At 69.9% G+C, this 22,230-nt stretch carries 18 protein-coding genes; 10 read left to right on the forward strand and 8 right to left on the reverse strand.

The features are described from left to right. Positions 1–55 precede the first annotated feature (55 nt). Positions 56–1,285, forward strand: coding sequence for a cytochrome P450 (locus ACIBI9_RS04700; RefSeq protein WP_397220552.1), 1,230 nt, complete (start codon positions 56–58; stop codon positions 1,283–1,285). A 28-nt stretch (positions 1,286–1,313) separates the two neighbouring features. On the opposite strand, the gene ACIBI9_RS04705 is transcribed toward ACIBI9_RS04700, so the two are convergent. The 7 genes from ACIBI9_RS04705 to ACIBI9_RS04735 form a co-directional block, all read right to left on the reverse strand. Then, entirely contained in the window at positions 1,314–2,738 is a 1,425-nt protein-coding gene (locus ACIBI9_RS04705) for an MFS transporter (protein WP_397220553.1), read from the reverse strand. A 5-nt stretch (positions 2,739–2,743) separates the two neighbouring features. Next, the gene (locus ACIBI9_RS04710) at positions 2,744–3,343 is read right to left on the reverse strand and encodes a TetR/AcrR family transcriptional regulator (protein WP_366328047.1); all 600 of its coding nucleotides are present in this window, start codon (positions 3,341–3,343) and stop codon (positions 2,744–2,746) included. 565 nt (positions 3,344–3,908) lie between these two features. Continuing rightward, positions 3,909–4,553, reverse strand: coding sequence for a heme oxygenase (biliverdin-producing) (locus tag ACIBI9_RS04715; RefSeq protein ID WP_397220554.1), 645 nt, complete (start codon positions 4,551–4,553; stop codon positions 3,909–3,911). A gap of 128 nt (positions 4,554–4,681) precedes the next feature. Next, complete coding sequence (locus tag ACIBI9_RS04720; protein ID WP_397220555.1) at positions 4,682–6,181, reverse strand: alpha/beta hydrolase; 1,500 nt, start codon at positions 6,179–6,181, stop codon at positions 4,682–4,684. Positions 6,182–6,379: 198 nt separating this feature from the next. Continuing rightward, complete coding sequence (locus tag ACIBI9_RS04725) at positions 6,380–7,741, reverse strand: phenylacetate--CoA ligase family protein (RefSeq protein ID WP_397220556.1); 1,362 nt, start codon at positions 7,739–7,741, stop codon at positions 6,380–6,382. Positions 7,742–7,883: 142 nt separating this feature from the next. After that, positions 7,884–8,540 (reverse strand): response regulator, encoded by a 657-nt coding sequence (locus ACIBI9_RS04730; RefSeq protein ID WP_397220557.1) that lies wholly within the window; start codon positions 8,538–8,540, stop codon positions 7,884–7,886. 39 nt (positions 8,541–8,579) lie between these two features. Then, entirely contained in the window at positions 8,580–9,953 is a 1,374-nt protein-coding gene (locus tag ACIBI9_RS04735) for a sensor histidine kinase (protein ID WP_397220558.1), read from the reverse strand. 177 nt (positions 9,954–10,130) lie between these two features. Here ACIBI9_RS04735 and lon point away from each other — a divergent pair, with 177 nt between their 5' ends. Together lon and ACIBI9_RS04745 are read left to right on the forward strand one after the other, a co-directional pair. Beyond that, complete coding sequence (gene lon / locus ACIBI9_RS04740; RefSeq protein ID WP_397220559.1) at positions 10,131–12,488, forward strand: endopeptidase La; 2,358 nt, start codon at positions 10,131–10,133, stop codon at positions 12,486–12,488. Between the two features lie 67 nt (positions 12,489–12,555). Then, positions 12,556–13,683: a Fic family protein gene (locus ACIBI9_RS04745; protein ID WP_397220560.1), complete on the forward strand. Its 1,128-nt coding sequence runs from the start codon at positions 12,556–12,558 to the stop codon at positions 13,681–13,683. Here ACIBI9_RS04745 and ACIBI9_RS04750 read toward each other — a convergent pair. Next, positions 13,680–14,105, reverse strand: coding sequence for a MarR family winged helix-turn-helix transcriptional regulator (locus tag ACIBI9_RS04750; protein WP_397220561.1), 426 nt, complete (start codon positions 14,103–14,105; stop codon positions 13,680–13,682). The two genes, ACIBI9_RS04745 and ACIBI9_RS04750, sit on opposite strands and share 4 nt — an antisense overlap. Positions 14,106–14,216: 111 nt before the next feature. On the opposite strand from ACIBI9_RS04750, the gene ACIBI9_RS04755 reads away from it, so the two are divergent. The 7 genes from ACIBI9_RS04755 to ACIBI9_RS04785 all read left to right on the forward strand — a co-directional run bounded on the left by ACIBI9_RS04755 (position 14,217) and on the right by ACIBI9_RS04785 (position 22,229). After that, positions 14,217–15,230: an FUSC family protein gene (locus tag ACIBI9_RS04755; protein WP_397220562.1), complete on the forward strand. Its 1,014-nt coding sequence runs from the start codon at positions 14,217–14,219 to the stop codon at positions 15,228–15,230. Next, the gene (locus tag ACIBI9_RS04760; protein WP_397220563.1) at positions 15,214–16,509 is read left to right on the forward strand and encodes an alpha-amylase family protein; all 1,296 of its coding nucleotides are present in this window, start codon (positions 15,214–15,216) and stop codon (positions 16,507–16,509) included. The genes ACIBI9_RS04755 and ACIBI9_RS04760 overlap by 17 nt, the downstream gene beginning before the upstream one ends. Before the next feature lie 267 nt (positions 16,510–16,776). Next, complete coding sequence (locus ACIBI9_RS04765; RefSeq protein ID WP_397220564.1) at positions 16,777–17,733, forward strand: methionine ABC transporter ATP-binding protein; 957 nt, start codon at positions 16,777–16,779, stop codon at positions 17,731–17,733. Continuing rightward, the gene (locus tag ACIBI9_RS04770) at positions 17,730–18,386 is read left to right on the forward strand and encodes a methionine ABC transporter permease (protein WP_397220565.1); all 657 of its coding nucleotides are present in this window, start codon (positions 17,730–17,732) and stop codon (positions 18,384–18,386) included. The genes ACIBI9_RS04765 and ACIBI9_RS04770 overlap by 4 nt, the downstream gene beginning before the upstream one ends. Before the next feature lie 10 nt (positions 18,387–18,396). Then, on the forward strand, positions 18,397–19,218 hold the full coding sequence (locus tag ACIBI9_RS04775; RefSeq protein ID WP_397220566.1) for a MetQ/NlpA family ABC transporter substrate-binding protein: 822 nt from the start codon (positions 18,397–18,399) through the stop codon (positions 19,216–19,218). An 85-nt stretch (positions 19,219–19,303) separates the two neighbouring features. After that, on the forward strand, positions 19,304–20,839 hold the full coding sequence (locus ACIBI9_RS04780) for an AMP-binding protein (RefSeq protein WP_397220567.1): 1,536 nt from the start codon (positions 19,304–19,306) through the stop codon (positions 20,837–20,839). Between the two features lie 154 nt (positions 20,840–20,993). Then, positions 20,994–22,229: a S1C family serine protease gene (locus ACIBI9_RS04785; RefSeq protein WP_397220568.1), complete on the forward strand. Its 1,236-nt coding sequence runs from the start codon at positions 20,994–20,996 to the stop codon at positions 22,227–22,229. Position 22,230 lies beyond the last annotated feature (1 nt).

The following is a 22,230-nucleotide window of genomic DNA, read 5'->3' on the forward strand; positions in this document are numbered from 1 at the left end:
GGATGCACATCGCTTGGCGATCCACGGCGTGGTGGGAACGTGCCAGGATAGACGCGTGGACATCGATCTGGCGGATCTGGATTTCTGGCGCAAGCCGCTGAAAGAGCGTAACGAGGCGTTCGCCCGGCTCCGGCAGCTGGAGCACCCGGTGTTCTTCCCCGAGAAGAAGGTGCCGTTCCTCCGCTCGGGCAAGGGGTTCTACGCCCTCGTACGGCACGCGGACGTGGTCGAGGCCAGCCGCAACGCCAAGATCTTCTCCAGCGAGCCCGCCGTCACCAACCCGGAGCCGCCCGGCTGGGTGAAGCAGGTGTTCGGGGAGTCGATGGTCAACATGGACGACCCGCGCCATGCCCGCCTGCGCCGGATCGTCACCCGCTCGTTCAGCCCGAAGATGCTCGCCGGCCTGCAGAGCGACATCGAGGCCGCCTGCGCCCGCATCGTCGACGACGTCGTCAGGGACGGGCCGCGCGACTTCGTCACCCAGGTGGCCGCCCGGCTGCCCATCCACGTCATCTGCGACATGCTGGACATCCCGCAGGAGCTGCGCGAGAAGGTCCACCAGCACGTCGACATCTCCACCGCCTACACCGGCGTGCGCCCCAGCCTGGCCCGCAGCGTCCAGATGGCCGGCCAGAACATGCTGGCCCTGCTCGCCCTGCAGCGCATGGTCATCAAGCTCGGCCACGAGCGCGTCGCCGACCCCAAGGGCGACCTGGTGTCCCTGCTGGTCAACGCCAACCCTGACGGGGAGAAGCTGACCGACAAGGAGCTCGGCTCGTTCTTCTCGCTGCTGCTGGTCGCGGGCAACGAGACGGCCCGCAACACGATGGCCCACGGCATCAAGCTCCTCACCGACAACCCGGCGCAGCGCGACCTGCTGATGGGCGACTTCGACACGCACATCAACGGCGCGATCGAGGAGATGGTCCGGTACGTGTCGCCGATCATGCAGTTCAGGCGCACGGTCACCGAGGACTGCTCGCTGCGTGGGCTGGAGCTGAAGCAGGGCGACAAGGTCGTCCTGTTCTACGGGTCGGCCAACCGGGACGAGTCGGTCTTCCCCGACGCCGACACGTTCGACATCACCCGCGAGACCAAGCCGCACGTCGGCTTCGGCGGCCCCGGTCCGCACTTCTGCCTCGGCGCCAACCTGGCCAGGCAGGAGATGCGTACGATGTTCCGCGAGCTGCTGACCAGGCTGCCCGACATCCGCTCGGTCGGCGAGCCCGACCTGCTGCTGTCGAACTTCGACAACAGCGTCCGCGCCCAGCCGTTCACCTTCTGACGCGGGGGTCCCCCGCTGTCACGGGTGCTCAGCCTGGCTCGTCGTCCTCGACCGCCAGCACGTTCGTCCTGATCGTGAAGAACGTGATCAGCGCCGCCACGACCATCATCCCGGCGCTGACCAGCATCGCCAGACGGAACCCGGCGTCGAACACCGGCGGGTTCCTGAACGCGTCGCCCACCAGCCCGACCAGCGGCGGCACGGCCGCCACGGCGAGCAGGCTCCCGGTGCGGGCCACGGCGTTGTTGACGCCGCTGGCGGTGCCGGCGTGCCGTTCCTCGGCCGTGGCCAGCACGGTCGAGGTCAGCGGCGCGACCGCCGCCGAAAGCCCCAGCCCGAAGAGGGTCGCCGCGGGCAGCACCTGCAGCGCGTAGGAGGCGCCCGGCCCGATCGTGCTCATCGCGAGGAACCCGCCGGCCCCGAGCAGGATCCCGGCCGTCATCGGCCAGCGCGGCCCGATGCGCTTGGCGACCTCTCCGGCCCGGGGCGACAGCAGCAGCATCAGGATCGTCGTCGGCAGCATCGCCAGCCCCGCCGCGATGGGCCCGAAACCGGACACCACCTGGAGCTGGACCACGAGCAGGAAGAACACCACGCCCATGGCCGCGTACATGATCAGCGTCACCACGTTCACGGCGGTGAAGACGGGGTTGCGGAAGATCTCCACCGGCACGAGCGCGTCGGGCGACCTGCGGATCTCGGTCACCACGAAGATCGCGCCCAGCGCCAGCCCCGCGAGCAGCGGCACCGGCGCGCCCTTCTCGATCAGCCCGTACGTGATCCCGGCCAGCGCCAGCGCCGCCAGCACCGCCCCCAGCACGTCGAACCGCCCCACCGCCTGCTCGTCCTTGCTCTCCGGCACGTGCCGCAGGGTCACCAGCACGATCAGCACCGCGAACGGCAGGTTGATCAGGAACGCCCAGCGCCACCCCACGCTCTGCACCAGCCAGCCGCCCAGCAGCGGCCCGATCGCGCTGGCCACACCGCCCAGCCCGGACCACACCCCCACCGCCCGGGGCCGGTCGTGCCGCACGAACGACGCCTGAATGATCGCCAGCGAACCCGGCGTGAGCAACGCCCCGCCGATGCCCTGCAGGGCCCGGGCCGCGATCAGGAACTCGATGTTCGGCGACAGCCCGCACAGCGCCGAGGCCACGGCGAACCACACGGTCCCGATCATGAAGATCTTCCGCCGCCCGTACCGGTCGCCGAGGGACCCGCCCAGCAGGATCAGCCCGGCGAGGGTGAGCGTGTACGCGTTGATCGTCCACTGCAGGCCGTCCATGCCCGCGTCGAGCTCTTTGCCCAGGAACGGAAGGGCGACGTTGACCACGGTGCTGTCGAGCAACGCCAGCCCGGAGCCGAGCACGGTCGCCGCCAGGATCCAGCGGCCGCGGGCGGACCCCAGCTGGACATGGCCGTTCACGGGCGCCGTCCCCGCGCCGTCGGTCATACCGCTCACGCGAGTCCGCCGATGGCCCGCAGCACGAACTCCGACACCAGCTCCCCGGCCCGGTCCACCGTCACGCTCCCGCTGATCAGCGGAACCCGCTCGGCGCCGACGACGGCGAGGATCATGCGAGCCGTGGCCTGCACGTCGAGCACCCGGAACTCCCCGGACTCGACCCCGCTCTCGAGGATCTCCACCAGAATGCGCTGCATGGGCGCGACATGCTCGGCCAGCTGCTGGTAGGCGTCAGGCCCGAGCGCGGCACTCAGATCGGCGGCACCCGGGTGCGGATGGGCGAGCAGCCCGGCCAGCTGCAGCCGCACGAACGCCCGCAGCCGATCGGCCGGCGAAGCGCCCCCCGGCAGCTCCTGCTCGTAGCTGTCGATGAAGTATTGGGTCACCCGCTCGGTGAACGCCAGCAACAGAGCCGCCTTGTCGGGGAAGTAGTTGTACAGGACGGTCCTGGTGATCCCCGCCTCGCCGGCCACGTCCGTCATCGAGATCGCGTCGATACCGTGCACCCTGGACAGCCGGGAGACGGCCTGCAGGATCCGGTCCCGCGTCTGCGTTCGATGCTCGCCGATCGTGGCGGCGGAGATCCGAGGCATACGCCCATCGTAGGCGGGGACCGCAAGGAGCCAACGCCCACTCCCCTCATTCATGGTCGCGAGGATGCGTCGATCGCGCGGGGGGAGCTGTGACTGCGTGGTGAGGTCGGTTGTTAGACCGTGGGTCCTGGTGGCGGGCCGCTGGTGGTTGGGCGGTGGTCGCGATGATGCGTCGGTCGCGCGGGGGGAGCTGTGACTGCGTGGTGAGGTCGGTTGTTAGACCGTGGGTCCTGGCGGTGGGCCGCTGGTGGTTGGGGGATGGTCGCGATGATGCGTCGGTCGCGCGGGGGGAGCTGTGACTGCGTGGTGAGGTCGGTTGTTAGACCGTGGGTCCTGGTGGCGGGCCGCTGGTGGTTGGGGGATGGTCGCGATGATGCGTCGATCGCGCGGGGCAGCTGCGACTGCGTGGTGAGGTCGGTCGTTAGACGGTGCGTCCTGACGACGGGCCACTGGTGGTTGGGCGGTGGTCGCGGGGGCGCGTCGGTCGTGCGGGGGCAGTTGTGACTGCGTGGTGACGTCGGGCGGCGGGCGTCAGGCTGGAGTCGTGACGGCGGGGTGCTGGTGGTTAGGCGGCCGTCTTGACGACGTGGAGGAGTTCGGCCAGCACCTCGGTGTTGAGCTGGTACGCCAGCTTGACCTCGCGGATCATGCGCTGCCGCTCCCGGTCGTCCAGCTCGAGTTTGTCCAGCCGCGCACGGTACTCGTTCTTGAACCTCGGCAGGCTGCCCAGCCCGTCGAAGATGTAGAAGTCGACGCCTCCGCCACTGCCGTACCCGTAGATCTTCTGCAGCTCCATTCGGATGAACTGGCCACCGGAGAGATCGCCCAGGTAGCGCGTGTAGTGGTGGGCGATGTAGCCGCTCGGCCAATCGGCCACCTGCTGGATGCGCGCGACCAGCGTGCGGGTGGCCTTGGACGGCACGATCCGGCTCCGCCAGCTCGGACCGTAGATCGTCGCCAGGTCCCGCTCCAGCGCCCGCTCCCGATAAAGCTCAGGAAAGACGAACCGGCCCGCCACCGGATGGTCGGCGAGCTGGCGTGACACGCCGTCAAGTGCGATGTACGCGAAGTAGTGCTGAGCTACCATTTCGCCGTATTCGTGCTCGCTCAGTCGGCCACCCATGAGCTCCGCGAGATAGCTCTCGCCTTCGGCGGACTCGTGGTCGGTCCAGGTGGCGTTCTTCAGGGTTTCGGAGAACGGCGTGGTCACGGCCTACCTCAACTCGCACGGACGTTTCATGACGAAGTGTCACAAACAATGGCATCCGGCGTCAAGCTGATGACGACACCATGTCATCAAAATCCGGCTTTCCTCTCTCGTACCCAGGAAACGCCACGTCAAGAGGTCACCTCGCCCGCGCGGCCGAGAGCGATGAGGGCCAGGTTACGCAGTGATGGGGTCCCGGGGGTGAAGTAGTCGCTGTGGCCGCCCGAGCCGACAGCGAAGACACGGGCCCCGAACGAAGGGCTCATGGGGTCGGCGCCGAAGCCCACGGGCCCGAGCTTGACCTTCGGCACGAACCTGACCCAGTCGTTCTTCCCCAGCCCCGCCCAGACCCGCAGCGGCGCCACCGCCGCACCCGTCGCACCGCCCTCAGCACCCTGCACGTCTGCCGTGCTTCGGGTGTCGTCTTGCGGACCTGGCGTGACATGGGTTTTCGGCGAGCCTGCTGTGCCTGGGCCGTCGTTCTGCGGACCTGGCGTGACTTGGGCGTCCGGCGAGCCTGCCGTGCTTAGGGTGTCGTCGTGCGGACCTGGCGTGACTTGGGTGTCCGGCGAGCCTGCTGTGCCTGGGCCGTCGTTCTGCGGACCTGGCATGGTTGGGGTGTCCGGCGACCCTGCTGTGCTTCGGGTGTCGTCTTGCGGACCTGGAGTGGCTCGGGTGTCCGGCGAGCCTGCTGTCCCTCCGACGTCCTGCGGACCTGGCATGCTCCGAGCGTCCCGCAGGCTTGCCGTGCCTCGGGCATCCGGCGGCGGGGCCTGGGTGCCCGGCAAGGCTGCTGTGCCCCCGGCGCCATGCAGGTCTGCTGTGAGCCAGGTGTCCTGTAGGCCTGCCGTGCGCTGGGCGTTCGGCGGGTCCGCCGTGCCCTGCACGCTTGTCGCGCGACGGGAGCCCTGCGCGCCCGTCGCGTCCTGAGCGCTTACCGAGTTTCCGGCCTTCTGGACGTCGCCCCAGCCTGCCGGGTCATGATCGTCCTGCACGTCGGTCGTGCCGCGCGTGTCCTGCGGGCCTGTTGCACCTTGAGCGTCCTGTCCGCCTGTCATGTCTTGCGGTGTGTCTGGGGTCGGCGCGCTGACGGTGGCTGTGGTGGTCGCCGGGGCGTGGGTCGGGTGGGTCAGGGCGGTGGCAGAGGGGGTGTCGAGGCCGGGGCTGCCGAAGACGGCGAGGTCGGCCACGCGTAAGCCGGGGACGGCTTTGGCGCACAGGACCGAGCCGTAGCTGTGGCACAGCAGTGCGATCGGGGCGGGGGTGCGCGCCTGGAGGTCTGTGATGGTGCGGCGCAGTGCCTGGGCGCCTTTGACCGCCGCGTCGCTGGTGATCACGCCCAGGCTCAGCGTCGGTGGGGAGTCGTAGCCCAGCCATGCCACCACCGCCAGTCGCTCGCCCGGGGCGAGCCGCGCGGCCTCCGCCAGCAGGGTCCTCGCCGCGCCTCCGGGTCGCTTTGTGCCGTCGTCGAACGTGGCGACCGTCGTGTCGGCGCCGGGCACGATGACTGCCACCCGGTCGGCTGTGGTCAGGTCGCCGTAGACGCGCACCAGCCGGCCGCTCGGCTGCCCCGGCCACACCACGAGCGCCCCCACCGTCACGAGCCCGGCGAGGAGAAGGTTTCTGAGCATGCCGGGAACGTTACGGAGAGTGGCCTGTCGTCCGCGTCACCGCAGGGTTTGACCTTTTCCGTAGTACCGGAGGGGGAGATGGGATCACGGTGGGTGGTGTGCGTGGTGCCGGGCGGCGTAACGGCCGTCGTTCGCCTTGAACGGGCTCTGGCCCCAGGTGCAGGGCCGAGCGGCGGGTCGTGGAGGTCCTCGCCGGGGTCAGCGGGTGTAACGGTGCTTGGCGCCCGGGGGGAAGTATTCGGGGTCGCCGGACTCCCGGAGCCGGATGAACGGCACCTGCTGCGGGACGGGCACATAGTTGGCGAACTCGCTGTTCAGCCGTCGCAGCTGGACCAGGATCGACTCACTTACGGCCTGGGCGATCTCGTCGGTCGGCTTCTCGCCGGGCATCAGCTCCACCGTGATCGTCAGGTGCCGGTCCCGGTTGGCGTCCTCCACCGCCTCCATCACGAACTTTCCGGTGACCGTGCCGCTGACCTCCGGCTGCTCCAGCCCGACCGCGATGTTCTCCGGGTAGACGTTCGCGCCGTAGTAGGACACGGTGAAGTGGCTGCGGCCGAAGACGTACACGAACGGCCGCTGCGGCCCCTCGGCCTCCGGTTCGAAGCCGTGCCGCCGGACGAAGCCCAGCATGTCCTCGTACGGCACCACGCCGCCCTCGTCGGCGATGTGGTAGCGGATGAGCGGGATGCCGTTGTCGCCGGAGAAGAGCAGGGTGCCCTCGTGCTCCTCGAAGAAACGGACACCCGGGTCGTACTGGACGAGCGTCGGAAGCCTGGACTCGCCGAACAGCTCTCTGGCCGTGTCCGGGCGCGTGGACAGGAAGCGCCGGATCTCGACGGACAGCGGGGTCTCGTTGCCCAGGACGCCCGCGTCGGCGGTGCCGTACAGGGAGGCGATGCCCCTGATGGGGTCCGCGATTCCCGCCCTTCGCGCGACCAGCGTGCGCCACTCCTCGCTGAACACCTCTCCGGCCGTGACGAGCTTGAGGTTCCAGTCGGCCCAGGGGAGGTCCTCGGTGTCGATGACGTTCTTGAGGAACGGCGGGTAGCCCAGGAGCACGACCTGGTCGAAGTGGGGCGCCAGCTCGGGGATGACCCGCAGGATCTCCCGCCGGTCGGTGCCGGGGGCGACCACGGTGATCGGATAGCCGCGTTCGGCCAGGTGGCGGCAGCAGTTGACGGTGAACAGCCCGCCGACCCAGGTGCCCAGGGCGAAGCAGACGACGGCGAGGGTACGGCGCTCGCGGGCGTCGAAGGAGTCCCTGAAGACCTCCTCGAAACGGGCGGCGATCACTCGCTCATCCACCGCCGAGCGCGGCCAGAAGGACGGGACGCCGGTCGAGCCGGAGGACACGGCGATGATGTCCCCGATCACGCCGTTCCTGCACAGGTCGGGGAGGGGGTGGCGGTGGGTGTAGTTCTCCTTGGACGTCATCGGCAGCCCGACGAAATCCTGAAATGTCGTGACCTGCTCGGGGTTGATGTCGTTCTCCGCCAGAAAGGCCCTGTAGGCGGGAACGTTCGCCGCCACCTGATGGAAGAGCTCAACCGGGTCCATCAGCCGACTGTACGGCGGCGGCCCGTGAAGGGGAACGGGGCCGCGCAGGGGAGGGGACGCCAGGCCGGTGCGGGGTTACTCGCCAGGACGCACCCGGGCCGGTGCGGGGTTACGAGCCGGGACGCACCCGGCAGATGCGGCACTACTCGCCGGGGCGGACCAGGCCGGTCTCGTAGGCGAAGACGATCGCCTGGGCGCGGTCGCGCAGGCCGAGCTTCATCAGCACCCGCCCGACATGCGTCTTGACCGTCTGCTCCGCCACGAACAGCTTCTCCGCGATCTCCTGGTTGGACAGCGCCTGCGCGACCAGTGTCAGCACCTCCGTCTCGCGCTCGGTCAGCTCGGCCGGCCGCTTGCCCGTCACCGGTCGCGGCGCGCCCAGCTTGGCGAACTCGTGGATCAGCCGCTTGGTGATCGCCGGGGCGATGAGCGCCTCCCCGCCCGCGACCACCCGCACCGCCTCCGCGAGCTGGGCGGCGGAGGCGTCCTTGAGCAGGAACCCGCTGGCCCCGGCCCGCAGCGCCTCGTAGACGTAGTCGTCGAGGTCGAACGTCGTCAGGATGAGCACCTTCGGCGCCCCGCCCCTGGACAGGAGCTCCCTGGTCGCCTCCAGGCCGTTCATGACCGGCATGCGCACGTCCATGAGCACCACGTCGGGGCGCAGCGCCGAGGCCCGCTCCACTGCCTCCCGCCCGTTGGCCGCCTCGCCCACGACCTCGATGTCGGGCTGGCCGCTCAGGAACACGGTGAACCCCGTGCGGACCATCCCCTGGTCATCGGCGATCAGAACCCGGATCAAGCCCTCTCCCTCTCAGTTGTGATGAATCGCCGCGGGTGCTCATGGGGCGATGGCCTCCTCGCCGGCGTCGGCGACGGGCAGCGTGGCGTGTACCTCGAAGCCCCCATCCGCCCCGGGACCGGCGTCGAGCGCGCCGCCGAGCAGCGTCGCGCGTTCGCGCATGCCCACCAGCCCCTGACCCGAGCCGGGCCCCGCGCCGGGCGCGGCGCTCGGCCCGTTGGCGATGCGCAGCCGCAGCTCAGCCCGTCGGTGCGCGATGTCCAGCGCCACCGTCGAGCCGGGCGCGTGCCGCATCGCGTTGCTGAGCGACTCCTGCACGATCCGGTACGCCGACAGCCCCACGGCCGGAGGCAGCCGGTCGAGCGGGCCTGAGCGCTTGACGAGCACGGCCAACCCGGCGGCGCGGGCGTTGGAGACCAGCTCGTCGAGCCGGTCGAGCCCGGGCTGAGGGGCCGTGTCGACGCGCCCGTCCTGATCGCGCAGCACGCCGAGGACCTGGCGCAGCTCGGCGATCGCCTCCAGCGACAGCCCGCGGATCTCCGCCAGCCCCGCCTCCAGCTGCGCGGCGTCGCCCCTGGCCTTGAGCGGCACCGCCTCCGCCTGGATCGCGATCACAGACATGTGGTGCGCGACCACGTCGTGCAGCTCCCTGGCGATGCGGGCCCGCTCCGCCAGCACCGCCTGCGCGCTCTCGGCCTCCCGGGTGCGCCGCTCCTCCGTCTTCAGCCTGGCCGTGGCGGAACGGCGGACCCGCACGTTGTAGCCGAACAGCACCGCCACCGACACGACGACCATGACGGCGGGCATCGAGTTGGGGTCGATGATCCACGTCGCCAGGAAGGTGACGATCCAGACGGCCACCGTGATCCGCCGGTCGCAGCGCACGGCCACGGAGTAGAGGACCAGCAGGTAGGAGACGCCCAGCCACTGCGTGTACGGCATCTCGCCGGGAGAGGACCCGATCGTCCTGGTCACCCCGACGGCCACGGGCATCAGCACGATCGACACCCGCCAGGCCGCCAGCGGCCACCGGTCGCGCAGGGCGATGGGCAGCGCGACCGCCACGGCGGTGAGGTAGACGAAGCCGTCCCAGATCGGCCCAGGGCGCGGCGGGCCGGAGTTCCACGACCACACCCTGCTCTGCGTCTCCGTGTAGAGCATCAGCGCCAGGATCAGCTCTGCCACCTGGACGAGGCTGATCGTGGTGATCGGGACGAGCAACCTGAGCCACTGCGGCGCCCCGAACGCCAGCCGCCGCACCTTCGGCGGCGGATCGGCGTCACCCTGGAAGAAGGCGCGCCCGAACGGCTCCGCAGCGGCCCGCACCCATGCCCCGAGCCGCCCCAGGAGCACCCGCCCGCCGTCCGCGCGACGGCGGCGGCTGAGGAAACGGACGCGGGGCACGGAGATCACCTGGTCAAGGTTACGGCCGCGCGCCCCGCCAGGCGTCACACCAGGGTTTGATCCCGCACGTCCCCCTCAGGTATCGCTTACACAATTACGATCGCCGTGAGCGAACATCGGCAAGAGAGGGAACAACGAAGGGCTCCAATGAATTGAGTCGGTATAACTCAACCCTTTGGAGTTCGCATGAGTGAGAGCTTGATCCTTCCGGTCCTGCCTCTGGACGACGAGGTCGTCCTGCCGGGCATGGTGGTTCCGCTGGACCTGTCCGACTCAGAGGTGCGGGCTGCCATCGACGCGGCCCGTGCATCCGGTGGCAACAAGCCGCGGATCCTCCTCGTTCCCAGGATCGACGGCCGTTACGGCGCCATCGGCGTTCAGGCCGTTGTCGAGCAGGTCGGGAGGCTGCCCGGCGGCGAGCCCGCCGCCGTGGTCCGGGGCGTCAACCGCGTCCGCGTGGGCACCGGCACGACGGGCCCGGGTGCCGCGCTGTGGGTCGAGGCCGACACGATCGACACCGTCGCCGCCGGCGAGCGCGCTCAGGAGCTGGCCAAGGAGTACAAGGCCCTGGCCACCACGATCCTCCAGAAGCGCGGCGCCTGGCAGGTGGTCGACCAGGTAAACCAGATCGACGACCCCTCGGTGCTGGCCGACAGCTCCGGCTACACCCCCTGGCTGACCACGGCGCAGAAGGTCGAGCTGCTCGAGGCCGCCGACCCCGCCGAACGGCTGGCCAAGCTGATCGAGTGGTCCCGCGAGCACCTCGCCGAGCTCGACGTCGCCGAGACGATCCGCAAGGACGTCCAGGAGGGCATGGAGAAGCAGCAGCGCGAGTTCCTGCTGCGCCAGCAGCTCGCCGCCGTGCGCAAGGAGCTCAAGGAGCTCAACGGCGACACCGAGACCGAGGAAGAGGACTACCGCGCCCGCGTCGAGGCCGCCGACCTGCCGGAGAAGGTGCGCGAGGCCGCGCTCAAGGAGGTCGACAAGCTGGAGCGGACCTCCGACCAGTCCCCTGAGACCGGCTGGATCCGCACCTGGCTGGACACGGTGCTCGACATCCCCTGGAACGACCGTACCGAGGACAACTACGACATCACCGGCGCGCGGGCCGTGCTCGACGCCGACCACACGGGCCTGTCCGACGTGAAGGACCGCATCCTCGAGCACCTGGCCGTGCGCAAGCGCCGCCAGGACAAGGGCCTCGGCGTGGTGGGCGGCCGCCGCAGCGGCGCCGTGCTCGCCCTCGCCGGTCCTCCCGGAGTCGGCAAGACGTCTCTGGGCGAGTCCGTGGCCCGCGCGATGGGCCGCAAGTTCGTACGCGTCGCGCTCGGCGGCGTACGCGACGAGGCCGAGATCCGCGGCCACCGGCGCACCTACGTCGGCGCGCTGCCCGGCCGCATCGTCCGCGCCATCCGCGAGGCCGGCTCGATGAACCCGGTCGTCCTGCTCGACGAGGTCGACAAGGTCGGCGCCGACTACCGCGGTGACCCGACGGCGGCCCTGCTCGAGGTGCTCGACCCGGCCCAGAACCACACGTTCCGCGACCACTACCTCGAGGTCGAGCTGGACCTGTCCGACGTGCTGTTCCTGGCCACGGCCAACGTGCTCGAGGCCATCCCCGGGCCGCTGCTCGACCGGATGGAGATCGTCACGCTCGACGGCTACACCGAGGACGAGAAGGTCGCGATCGCCCGCGACCACCTGCTGCCCAGGCAGCTGGAGCTGGCCGGGCTGAGCGCCGAGGAGGTCAAGGTCGAGGACGACGCGCTGCGCAAGCTGGCCGCCGAGTACACCCGCGAGGCGGGCGTCCGGTCGCTGGAGCGCTCGGTCGCCAGGATCCTGCGCAAGGTGGCGGCCAAGGACGAGCTGCCCGTCACGGTCGGCGAGGGCGACCTCGTGGGATACCTCGGACGGCCGAGGTTCGTGCCGGAGTCGTCGCTGCCCGAGTCCACCCAGCGCACCTCGGTGCCGGGCGTGGCCACGGGCCTGGCGGTCACCGGAGCGGGCGGCGACGTCCTGTACGTCGAGGCGTCCATGGCCGACCCGGAGACCGGCGAGACCGGCCTCACGCTGACCGGCCAGCTGGGCGACGTGATGAAGGAGTCGGCCAGGATCGCGCTGTCCTACCTCCGCTCGCACGGGGCGGAGCTGGAGCTGCCGGTCACCGCGCTGAAGGACCGCTCGGTCCACGTCCACTTCCCGGCGGGCGCCGTGCCCAAGGACGGCCCCTCGGCCGGTGTGACGCTGACGACCGCGCTGGCCTCCCTCCTGTCGGGCCGTCTCGTACGCGGTGACGTGGCCATGACCGGCGAGATCTCCCTGACCGGGCGGGTCCTGCCGATCGGCGGCGTCAAGCAGAAGCTCCTGGCCGCGCACCGGGCGGGCATCACGACCGTCCTCATCCCGGCCCGCAACGAGCCGGACCTGGACGACGTGCCCGAGGAGGTCCGCAACGAGCTGACCATTCACGCGGTGAGCGACGTGCGCGAGGTTCTGGACATCGCGCTGACCCCGGCGCAGGTGGCCGCCACGGCGGCGGCCTAATTGGGGCATAAATGGGCGAATCATTCAGTCGTTTGACTGGATGATTCGCCCATGCTGTTATGGGAGCATGTTGTACGAGACCCCGGCGCTGGAGCCCGTGGACAAAGCAGTCCTCGAGGAGATCGAGGAGATGCGGCGCGACCTGAAGTACCGGCTCGCCGAGACGCATCGGTGGGACGGGCAGCTGCGCAGGCAGTTGCAGGCGCGGGCGATCCAGGGCTCGAACTCGATCGAGGGCTACCAGGCCAGCGTCGAGGACATCCAGTCCATCATGGCTGGGGAGGAGCCGCTGGAGACGTCCGCGCCGGTGGCGCGGGAGATCGCGGGATACCAGCAGGCGTTGACCTTCATCCAGCTGCTGTCTCGCGCACAGGTATTCCGATTCGACGCGGGGCTGCTCAACTCGCTCAATTTCATGATGATCGGCCATCATCGCGACAAGACCCCCGGTGTGGTGCGACCGGGCGGCATCTATGTGCGCAACTCCGCGACCGGAGAGGTCGTCTACGAGGGCCCGGATGCCGAGCTGGTGCCCGGCCTGATGGACCAGCTTGTCGAATGGCTGAACGGCGGGGATCACGACGCGCCGAGCTATGTGCGCGGTGCGATGGCGCATTTCAACCTCGTCTCGATCCATCCCTGGCGTGACGGCAACGGCAGGATGTCGCGCGCTCTGCAGACGTTGGTCCTCGGCAGGGATCAGATTCTCACCCCCGAGTTCTCCTCCATCGAGGAGTGGCTCGGCTTGGGTGAGAACACGATCGACTACTACCGCGCGCTTCGCGAGACTCAGCAGGGCGCATGGCGGCCGCATGGTGAGATGCTCGGGTGGGTGCGGTTCTGCTTGAGGGCGCATCACATGCAGGCCCAGCGGGTCCGCCAGCGGCTGGCCGAAGCCGGAGAGATCTGGATGCTGCTGGAGGAGCAGGTCGACGCCGACGGGCTCAACAGCCGTACCGTCTCCGCCCTCTACGAGGTGTTCGTGAACAGGCGGCTGCGCAGGAGCCGCTACCAGTCCGACGAGGGCCTCAGCCAGGGGCAGGCCGCGCGTGACCTGCGCGATCTGGCCGCCAAGGGCTGGCTTCGGCCGTACGGCGAGACCAAGGGCCGCTTCTACGCCCCGGGGCCGCGCATGGAGCGGATCAAGGACGACTTCGCCGAACGCGTCACCCCGCTGCGCGACCCGTACCGCTAGCGGAGTTGTTCGAGCAGGTCGGCGGCCACCGCCAGGATGCGGCACTCGGCGGGGGTGAGCCTGGCGGCCATCGCCTCGGCCAGCCACAGATCCGTGGTGCCGACCTGCTGGGTGAGCGCCGCCGTGCCGCGCTCCGTGAGGACGATGTGGTGCCTGCGGCGGTCGGTCTCGCCGCGCGAGCGGCGGATCAGGCCCTGCTCCTCCAGCGAGGCGAGCACGCGGGTGACCGACTGGGGCTGGAGGTGTTCGGCGGCGGCCAGCTCTCCCGCCGTCATCGCGCCATGCCGGTGCAGGTGGCCGAGCAGGGAGAGCGCCAGGCGGCCGAGGCCGTGCGCGGGGCGCTCGTCGCGCAGGCGCCGGGCCAGGCCGATGGTCGCCCGGCGGAGTGCCACGGCTGTGGCCCGCAGCTCCTCGTCGTCCATGATTATTACGATAGCACTTACTAATTCGGTGATATATCCCAATCAAAGAGCGCTGACTTACTACGCAGTGCGTAGGAAATGGGGGTAGGCTCCCGCGTCGGGAGGTGCCGCGTGCGGATCGAGCTGCGACACATGGTCGCCGCCGGGCTGGGGCTCGGCGGGCCGGTCGCGTGCGGAGTCGCCTCGGGGTGGCCCGCGCTCGGCGCCCTGGCCGCCATCGGAGCCCTCGCCGTGAGCGGCCTGTCCACAGGGCCGGGCCTTCGCCACCTCCTGGTCCATGGAGCCGCCGCGGTGGCGGGCACGGCTGTGGCAGGGCTCGCCGGAGTCGTGGTCGCGGAGCGCGGGTGGCCCACCGCCGTCGCCGTCGTGCTGATCGCGGGCCTGCTCGCGGTGGCCGGCGGGATCAGCCGTCCCCTGGCCGAGCACAGCACCCGCTTCATCGTCTTCATGGTCATCAGCACCGGCGTGGCGAAGGGCGTCGAGCCGGTCGCCGCCGCCGTGCTGTTCGCCGCAGGGGCGGCCTGGGGCCTGCTGGTCACCGCGCTCTGCCTCCACGCCCGGAAGGGGCCCGCCGAGCCGGGAGACGTCGCCCGCCCGGCTCCCCCGGCGAGAGCGCTGCTGCGGCGCTGGTGGAGGACGCTGGGGAGCGTGTCCGGATGGCAGTACCCCGTCCGCCTGACCGCCTGCCTCGCCGCCGCCGAGGTCGTCGGGCTCCTGTGGCCGCAGCCGACCGCGTCGTGGATCGCCGTCACCGTGGTGATCGTCGTCCGGCGCCGCCTGGACGGCGCGGTGCGGCGGTCGGTCGAGCGGGCCGCAGGCACCGCCGCCGGAGTGGCCGCCGGATCCGCCGTGCTGCTGTGGGTGCCGCCGTCGTGGCTGTTCGTGCTGCTCGTCGCCGCGCTGTCCGCGGTCAGGCCGGTGCTCAAAGAGCGCAACCACACCCTGTACGCGACCGTCATGACCCCGCTCGTCCTGCTGCTCATGGAGGGCGGCGCACGTGTAGCACCCGCCACGATCGGGTACCGGCTGGCGGACACGGTCATCGGCTGCGTACTGGCCCTGGGGCTCGGGTATCTGCCCTGGGTGGTACGCCGGGAAAGGAGCGTTCGTGCCGTCGTGGGCTGAACACGCGATCTGGTGGCACGTCTACCCGCTCGGCTTCACCGGAGCCCCCGCCACCGCGGAGCAGGCAGGCGGCGTGCGGCACCGGCTGCGTCATCTCGAGTCGTGGCTGGACTACGCGGTCGAGCTGGGCTGTTCGGGCCTCCAGCTCGGCCCGATCTTCGCCGCCGAGTCCCACGGGTACGACACCGTCGACCACTTCAGGATCGACCCGCGCCTCGGCGACGATCGCGACTTCGACTCCCTCGTCGCCAAGGCACGCGACCGCGGGCTGCGGATCGTCCTCGACGGCGTGTTCAACCACGTGGGCCGCTCCTTCGCGGCCGGCGAGCGGTGGTTCAAGCGGGGCCCGGACGGCTACGAGGTCTTCGAGGGCCACCACGGGCTCGTCACCCTCGACCACGCCGAACCCGCCGTGCAGCAGCACGTGGCCGGCGTGCTCGACCACTGGCTCCGCCGCGGCGCCTCGGGGTGGCGGCTCGACGCCGCCTACGCCGTACCTGCGTGGTTCTGGCGGAAGGTCCTGCCGGAAGTACGCCAACGGCACCCCGAGGCGTGGTTCGGCGGCGAGGTGATCCACGGCGATTACGCCGGTTACGTCAGAGAGTCGGGGCTCGACTCGGTCACCCAGTACGAGCTGTGGAAGGCCGTCTGGAGCTCGCTCAACGACCGCAACCTCTTCGAGCTCGCCTGGGCCCTCGACCGCCACGACAAGCTGCTCGACACGTTCGTGCCGCTCACGTTCGTCGGGAACCACGACGTCACCAGGCTCGCCACCCGGCTCGACGACCCCCGCCACCTGGGCCACGCGCTGGCCGTGCTGTTCACCGTCGCGGGCCTGCCCAGCGTCTACTACGGGGACGAGCAGGCGTACCAGGGGCTGAAGGAGGAGCGGGTGGGCGGCGACGACGCGATCAGGCCGGCGTTCCCCGCGGAGCCCGGCGGACTCTACGGAGCCGAGGTGTACCGGCTTCACCAGCGGCTCATCGGCTTCCGCAGGCGTCACCCGTGGCTGCACAGAGCCCGGACCACCGCCGAACAGCTCACCAACACGACCGTCGCGCTCCGCAGCCGCCCGCCCGCCGACGATGGGCGACGCGGCGAGGAGGTCGTCACGCTGCTGAACCTCGGCGACCAGCCGCACCGCTTCCTCCTCGACGACGCGCGGGCCGCCTTCCAGGACGACCGGGAGGACTCGGCCGTGGTCCCGGCCCACGGCTGGCGCATCGTGACTCAGGTCACCAAAGAAGTAGGGAATAAGGGGAGTCAAGGGATCTGTTGAATCGGGCGTGAACGAGGCATACGCGTACGACATGAGCGCCCACCGGGACGGCTCGTGTTGTCGTATGGGGCGAATGCCGAGCTGAAGCAGAGAACCGCCCGTTCCTCCGCGAAGGTCATCATGATCGCACCTTGTTTCGTGCTGCGCAGGCTGAGCCACCTGCCCTTCCACCCCGGCACGCGCTGACGTCGCTCCCCTTTTCTTCCTTCATGTGATGTACGTTTCCGCGGCCCGCCGACGGGCCGCTCTCAGTCGTGGGGATATTCCGTGATCCAGGCTTCAGGCCTGCGCAAGCAGTACGGGGACACCGTCGCGCTGGACGGCGTCGACCTGCACGTGCGCGAAGGCGAGATCTACGGCGTGCTCGGCCAGAGCGGCGCCGGCAAGAGCACGCTCCTGCGCTGCGTCAACCTGCTCGAACGCCCCACCGCGGGCACCGTCACCGTCGCGGGGCAGGACCTGACCGCGCTGCGCAGCGTCGAGCTCAACCGCGCCCGCCAGCGCATCGGCATGATCCACCAGCACTTCGCGCTGCTGAACTCGCGCACGGTCGCGGGCAACGTCGCCTTCCCCCTGGAGATCATGGGCGTGCCCAGGGCCGAGCGCGACCGCCGCGTGGCCGAGCTGCTGGAGCTCGTCGGGCTCGCGGGCCGCGGCAAGGACCGCCCGAACCAGCTCTCCGGCGGCCAGAAGCAGCGCGTCGGCATCGCCAGGGCGCTCGCGGGCAACCCGTCCGTGCTGCTGTCGGACGAGGCCACCTCCGCGCTCGACCCGGCCACCACCCAGTCGATCCTCGCGCTGCTCAAGCGGCTCAACGCCGAGCTGGGCCTGACGATCCTGCTCATCACCCACGAGATGAACGTCGTCAAGAGCGTCTGCGACTCGGTCGCCATCATGGCGAACGGGCGCATCGAGGAGTCGGGCGCCATCGCGGACCTCATCCGTACCCCCGGATCCCGCTTGACCAGGGAGATCTTCCCGCTGCCCGAGCCCGCCCCGGCCGGCTCGGTGACGCTGACATTCACCGGCGACCCGCGGCAGCCGGTGGTGTCGGAGGTGGTCAGGAAGTTCTCCGTGGACCTGAGCATCCTGGGCGGCTCGATCGAGGACCTCGCCGGCGGCTCGGTGGGCCGCCTGCGGGTCGCGCTCGACGGCGCCGAGTCCGCCGCGGCGCTGGCGTACCTGCGTGACGCGGGCCTGATCGTAGAGGTGGAAAGATCATGACCTGGGACGAGATCCTGCCGCTGCTGGGTCCGGCGACGCTGGAGACGGCGCAGATGGTCGGCTGGTCGACGCTGTTCACGGCGCTGCTCGGGCTGCCGCTCGGCGTGGCGCTGGTGGTGTTCGACCGGAACGGGCTGCGGCCGGCGCCGGCGCTCAAGTCGGGCCTCGGGTTCGTGGTCAACATCGGGCGGTCGCTGCCGTTCATCGTGCTGATGATCGCGATCATCCCGTTCACCCGGCTCGTCGTCGGCACGACCATCGGGACGGCCGCGTTCGTCGTGCCGCTCACCGTCGGCGCGGTGCCGTTCTTCGCCCGGCTCGTCGAGACCGCGCTCAGGGAGGTCGGCCCGGACGTGGTGCAGGCCGCGCAGGCCATGGGCGCGAGCCGGGCCACCATCGTGCGCAAGGTCCTGCTGCCCGAGGCGCTGCCCGGGCTGGTCGCGGGCCTGACCGTGACCGTCGTCGCGCTCATCGGCTACAGCGCCATGGCGGGCACGCTCGGCGGCGGCGGGCTGGGCGACCTGGCGGTCCGGTACGGCTACCAGCGGTTCGAGACGCTGCTGATGATCGTGACCGTCGTCCTGCTCCTCGTGATCGTGCAACTTCTGCAAAGCCTGGGCGACTGGGTCGCTCGGCGCCTATCTCACAAATAAAGGAAAAATCATGAAATTTCGTTATATAGCGGGTGCTGTTGCGCTGGCCTTGTCGCTCACCGCATGTGGAACGTCGCAGTCCGCGACGAAGACGGCCGAGACGGCCGACACCGTGCTGAAGGTGGGCGCGAGCCCGGTGCCGCACGCGGAGATCCTCAACTTCGTCAAGCAGAACCTGGCCCCGGCCGCCGGGCTCAAGCTCGAGGTCGTGGAGTTCACCGACTACGTGCAGCCGAACGTGCAGCTTGACGAGGGCCAGCTGAGCGCGAACTTCTTCCAGCACAAGCCGTACCTGGACGACTTCAACGCCTCCAAGGGCACCAAGTTGACGTTCGTCACGCCGGTGCACCTGGAGCCGCTGGGTCTCTACTCCAAGAAGATCACCTCCGTGTCCGCGCTGGCCGGCGGCGCCACCGTGGCCGTGCCGAACGACGCCACCAACCTGGGCCGCGCGCTCAAGCTGCTCGCCGACAACGGCCTGGTCAAGCTCAAGGACGGCGTCGGCACCGCCGCCACCGAGCGCGACGTGGTGGACAACCCGAAGAAGCTGCAGTTCAAGCCGCTCGAAGCCGCTCAGCTCCCGCGCTCGCTCGAGGACGTGGACGCCGCCGTCATCAACGGCAACTACGCCATCGAGGCGGGGCTCAAGCCCGCTTCGCAGGCGCTGGTGCTGGAGAAGACCGAAGGCAACCCGTACGTGAACGGCCTCGTCGTCAAGGCCGGCCACGAGAAGGACGCCAACATCGTCACGCTCGGGAAGCTGCTGCAGGACCAGAAGGTCAAGGACTTCATCAAGCAGAAGTACGAGGGCTCTGTGATCCCCGCCGAGTGACCTCGGAGGGCGGCGGGCCTCCTCCCGCCGCCCTCCCCGGGCGGGGGTGCTGGCGTGGGGGCGGTGGACCGAATAGTGTTCGGTCATGTATCCGGGAGCCATCGCAGCAGTCACCCCTGACAAGCCCGCTGTGATCATGGCGGGCTCCGGACGGATCATCACCTACCGCGAGCTGGACGAAGAGTCGAACCGGCTGGCCCACCTGTTCCGTGCCGCCGGGCTGCGTCCCGGTGACCACATCGCGTTCATGCTCGCCAACCACCCGCTCTTCCTGGCCGTCGCCTGGGCCGCGCAGCGCTCGGGGCTGTACTACACGCCGATCAGCTCCCGCCTGCAGACCGACGAACTGGCCTACATCGTCAACAACTGCGGCGCCAGGGCGTTCATCTCCAGCGCCGATCTAGCAGGCGTCGCCACGTCGATCACCGCCGCCACGCCCAAGGTCGAGGTGCGGCTCATGCTGGACGGCACGGCCGAGGGCTTCGAGTCGTACGAGGAGGCGGTCGCCGAGCAGCCGGCCACCCCGATCGACGACGAGTGCATGGGCGTGGACATGCTCTACTCCTCGGGGACGACGGGACGGCCGAAAGGCGTCAAGATCCCGTCGGCGCACGGCCCGCTCACCGAGCCCGGCACGCTGCTGCAGCTCATCCAGGCGCTGTTCGCGCCGTCGGCGGACAGCGTCTACCTCTCGCCGGCCCCGCTCTACCACGCCGCCCCGCTGCGCTACAGCCTGACGTTCCAGCGGCTCGGGGCCACGGTGGTGGTGATGGAGCGCTTCGACCCCGAGCAGTTCCTGGCGCTGGTGGAGCGGTACGGGGTGACGCACGCCCAGCTGGTGCCCACCATGTTCATCAAGATGCTCAAACTGCCCGAGGAAACCCGGACAAAATACGATATTTCCTCGCTCGCCTACGCGATCCACGCCGCCGCCCCCTGCCCCGTCCCCGTCAAGGAGCAGATGATCGACTGGTGGGGCCCGATCATCCACGAGTACTACGCGGGCACCGAGGGCAACGGTTTCCTCTACGTCAACTCCCAGGACTGGCTCCGGCACAAGGGCACGGTCGGCCGCTCCCTGCTCGGCATCGTGCACGTCTGCGACGAGGACGGCAACGACCTGCCCCCGGGCGAGCACGGCACGATCTACTTCGAGAAGGGCGGCCGGTTCGAGTACCACGACGACCCGGACAAGACCCGCTCCGCGGAGGACCCCCGGGGCAGGGGCTGGACCACGCTCGGCGACATCGGCCGCCTGGACGCCGACGGCTTCCTCTACCTCACCGACCGCCGCTCGTACATGATCATCTCCGGCGGCGTGAACATCTACCCGCAGGAGGCCGAGAACGTCCTGTCGGTGCATCCGAAGGTGGCCGACGTGGCGGTGTTCGGGGTGCCGGACGAGGAGATGGGCGAGCAGGTCAAGGCCGTGGTCGAGCCGGTCTCCATGGCCGAGGCCGGCCCGGGGCTGGAGGCGGAGCTGATCGCGTACTGCCGCGAGCGGCTGGCACACTACAAGTGCCCGAAGTCGGTGGACTTCCGCGAGCAACTGCCCCGCCACCCGACGGGCAAGCTCTACAAGCGCCTGCTCAGGGACGAGTACTGGCCGTCTTCCGGGTAAATTTTCCGCATTTTCTCCGGGCGGTCGCCGGTGGTCCCACCTTGGCGGATAAGGCTTCCGTTCAGTCTTCTCATAAAGCTCTGATCAGCGGCTTAACCAGCTCTTACGCGCCTCTTGGCACCCTTGAGTCATCGGTACTCGAGGGAGATGACAGATGAACGCGAACGAGCCTCACGAGCAGGGGACCGGCGGGTGGAGCCAGTTCGGCAGCACCCCACCGGCCGCCGGGGGCTTTCCCCGGCGAGACACACAGATCATGCAGCAGCCGGCCCCGCCTTCCTCGCCACCGAAGAAGCTCGGCTTCGTCGCAGGCCGCAAGGCCGTCGCCGGGCTCGCCCTGGCGGCCACGGCCATCGGCGGCGGCGTCGTGGGGGCCGTCGTCGCCAACGCGTTCCAGCCGACGCAGCTGGCCAGCAGCGCCACGCCGAGCCCCGTGTTCAAGTCGGCCTCCAACCAGCTCACCGTCGCCCAGGTGGCCGCCAAGGTGCAGCCGACCGTCGTGATGATCCAGGGTCAGAGCGGCGAGGGCTCCGGCGTCGTACTGTCGGAGGACGGGCTCATCCTCACCAACAACCACGTGGTCGTGGGCGCCGGCCAGGGCGGCGGGCAGATGACCGTCAAGTTCAACGACGGCAAGACCGCCAAGGCCAGCGTCGTCGGCACCGACCCCTCCACGGACCTGGCCGTCATCAGGGCGGAAGGCGTGTCGGGGCTGACCAAGGCCACGCTCGGCGACAGCGACATCGTCAAGGTCGGCGACCCCGTACTGGCCATCGGAAGCCCGCTCGGCCTCGACGGATCCGTCACCGCGGGCATCGTCAGCGCGCTCGACCGCACGCTCACCGTCGGCGGCGAGCAGCGCCAGCAGATCCCGCCCGGCTGGGGCTGGGGCCAGCAGCAGGACCAGGGGAGCGGGACCACCACGATCGGCGGCGCGATCCAGACCGACGCCTCCATCAACCCCGGCAACTCCGGCGGCGCGCTGGTGAACGCCGCGGGCGAGCTGATCGGCATCAACACCGCGATCGCCTCGGACGCCGCGGGCGGCGGCGTCGGCTTCGCCATCCCGGTCAACACCGCCAAGCAGGTCTCCGAGCAGCTCATCAGCAACGGCAAGGTCAGCCACGCGTTCCTCGGCGTCAGCGTCACCGACGCCACCGGCGACGTGCCGGGAGCCCTCGTCAGGCAGGTCACCGACGGGAGCCCGGCGGCCAAGGCGGGACTGCAACAGGGCGACTTGATCACGAAGATCGGTGACAAGGCGGTTGACGGGGGAGATACTGTAGTTGGGCAGGTCAGAGGTTTTAAACCGGGCCAACAGGTCAAGATCACATACGTGAGGGACGGCAAGACGTCCGACGTCACCGTGACCCTCGAAGAGAAGAAGTAAA

The sequence above is a fragment of the Nonomuraea sp. NPDC050451 genome, from assembly GCF_044458585.1.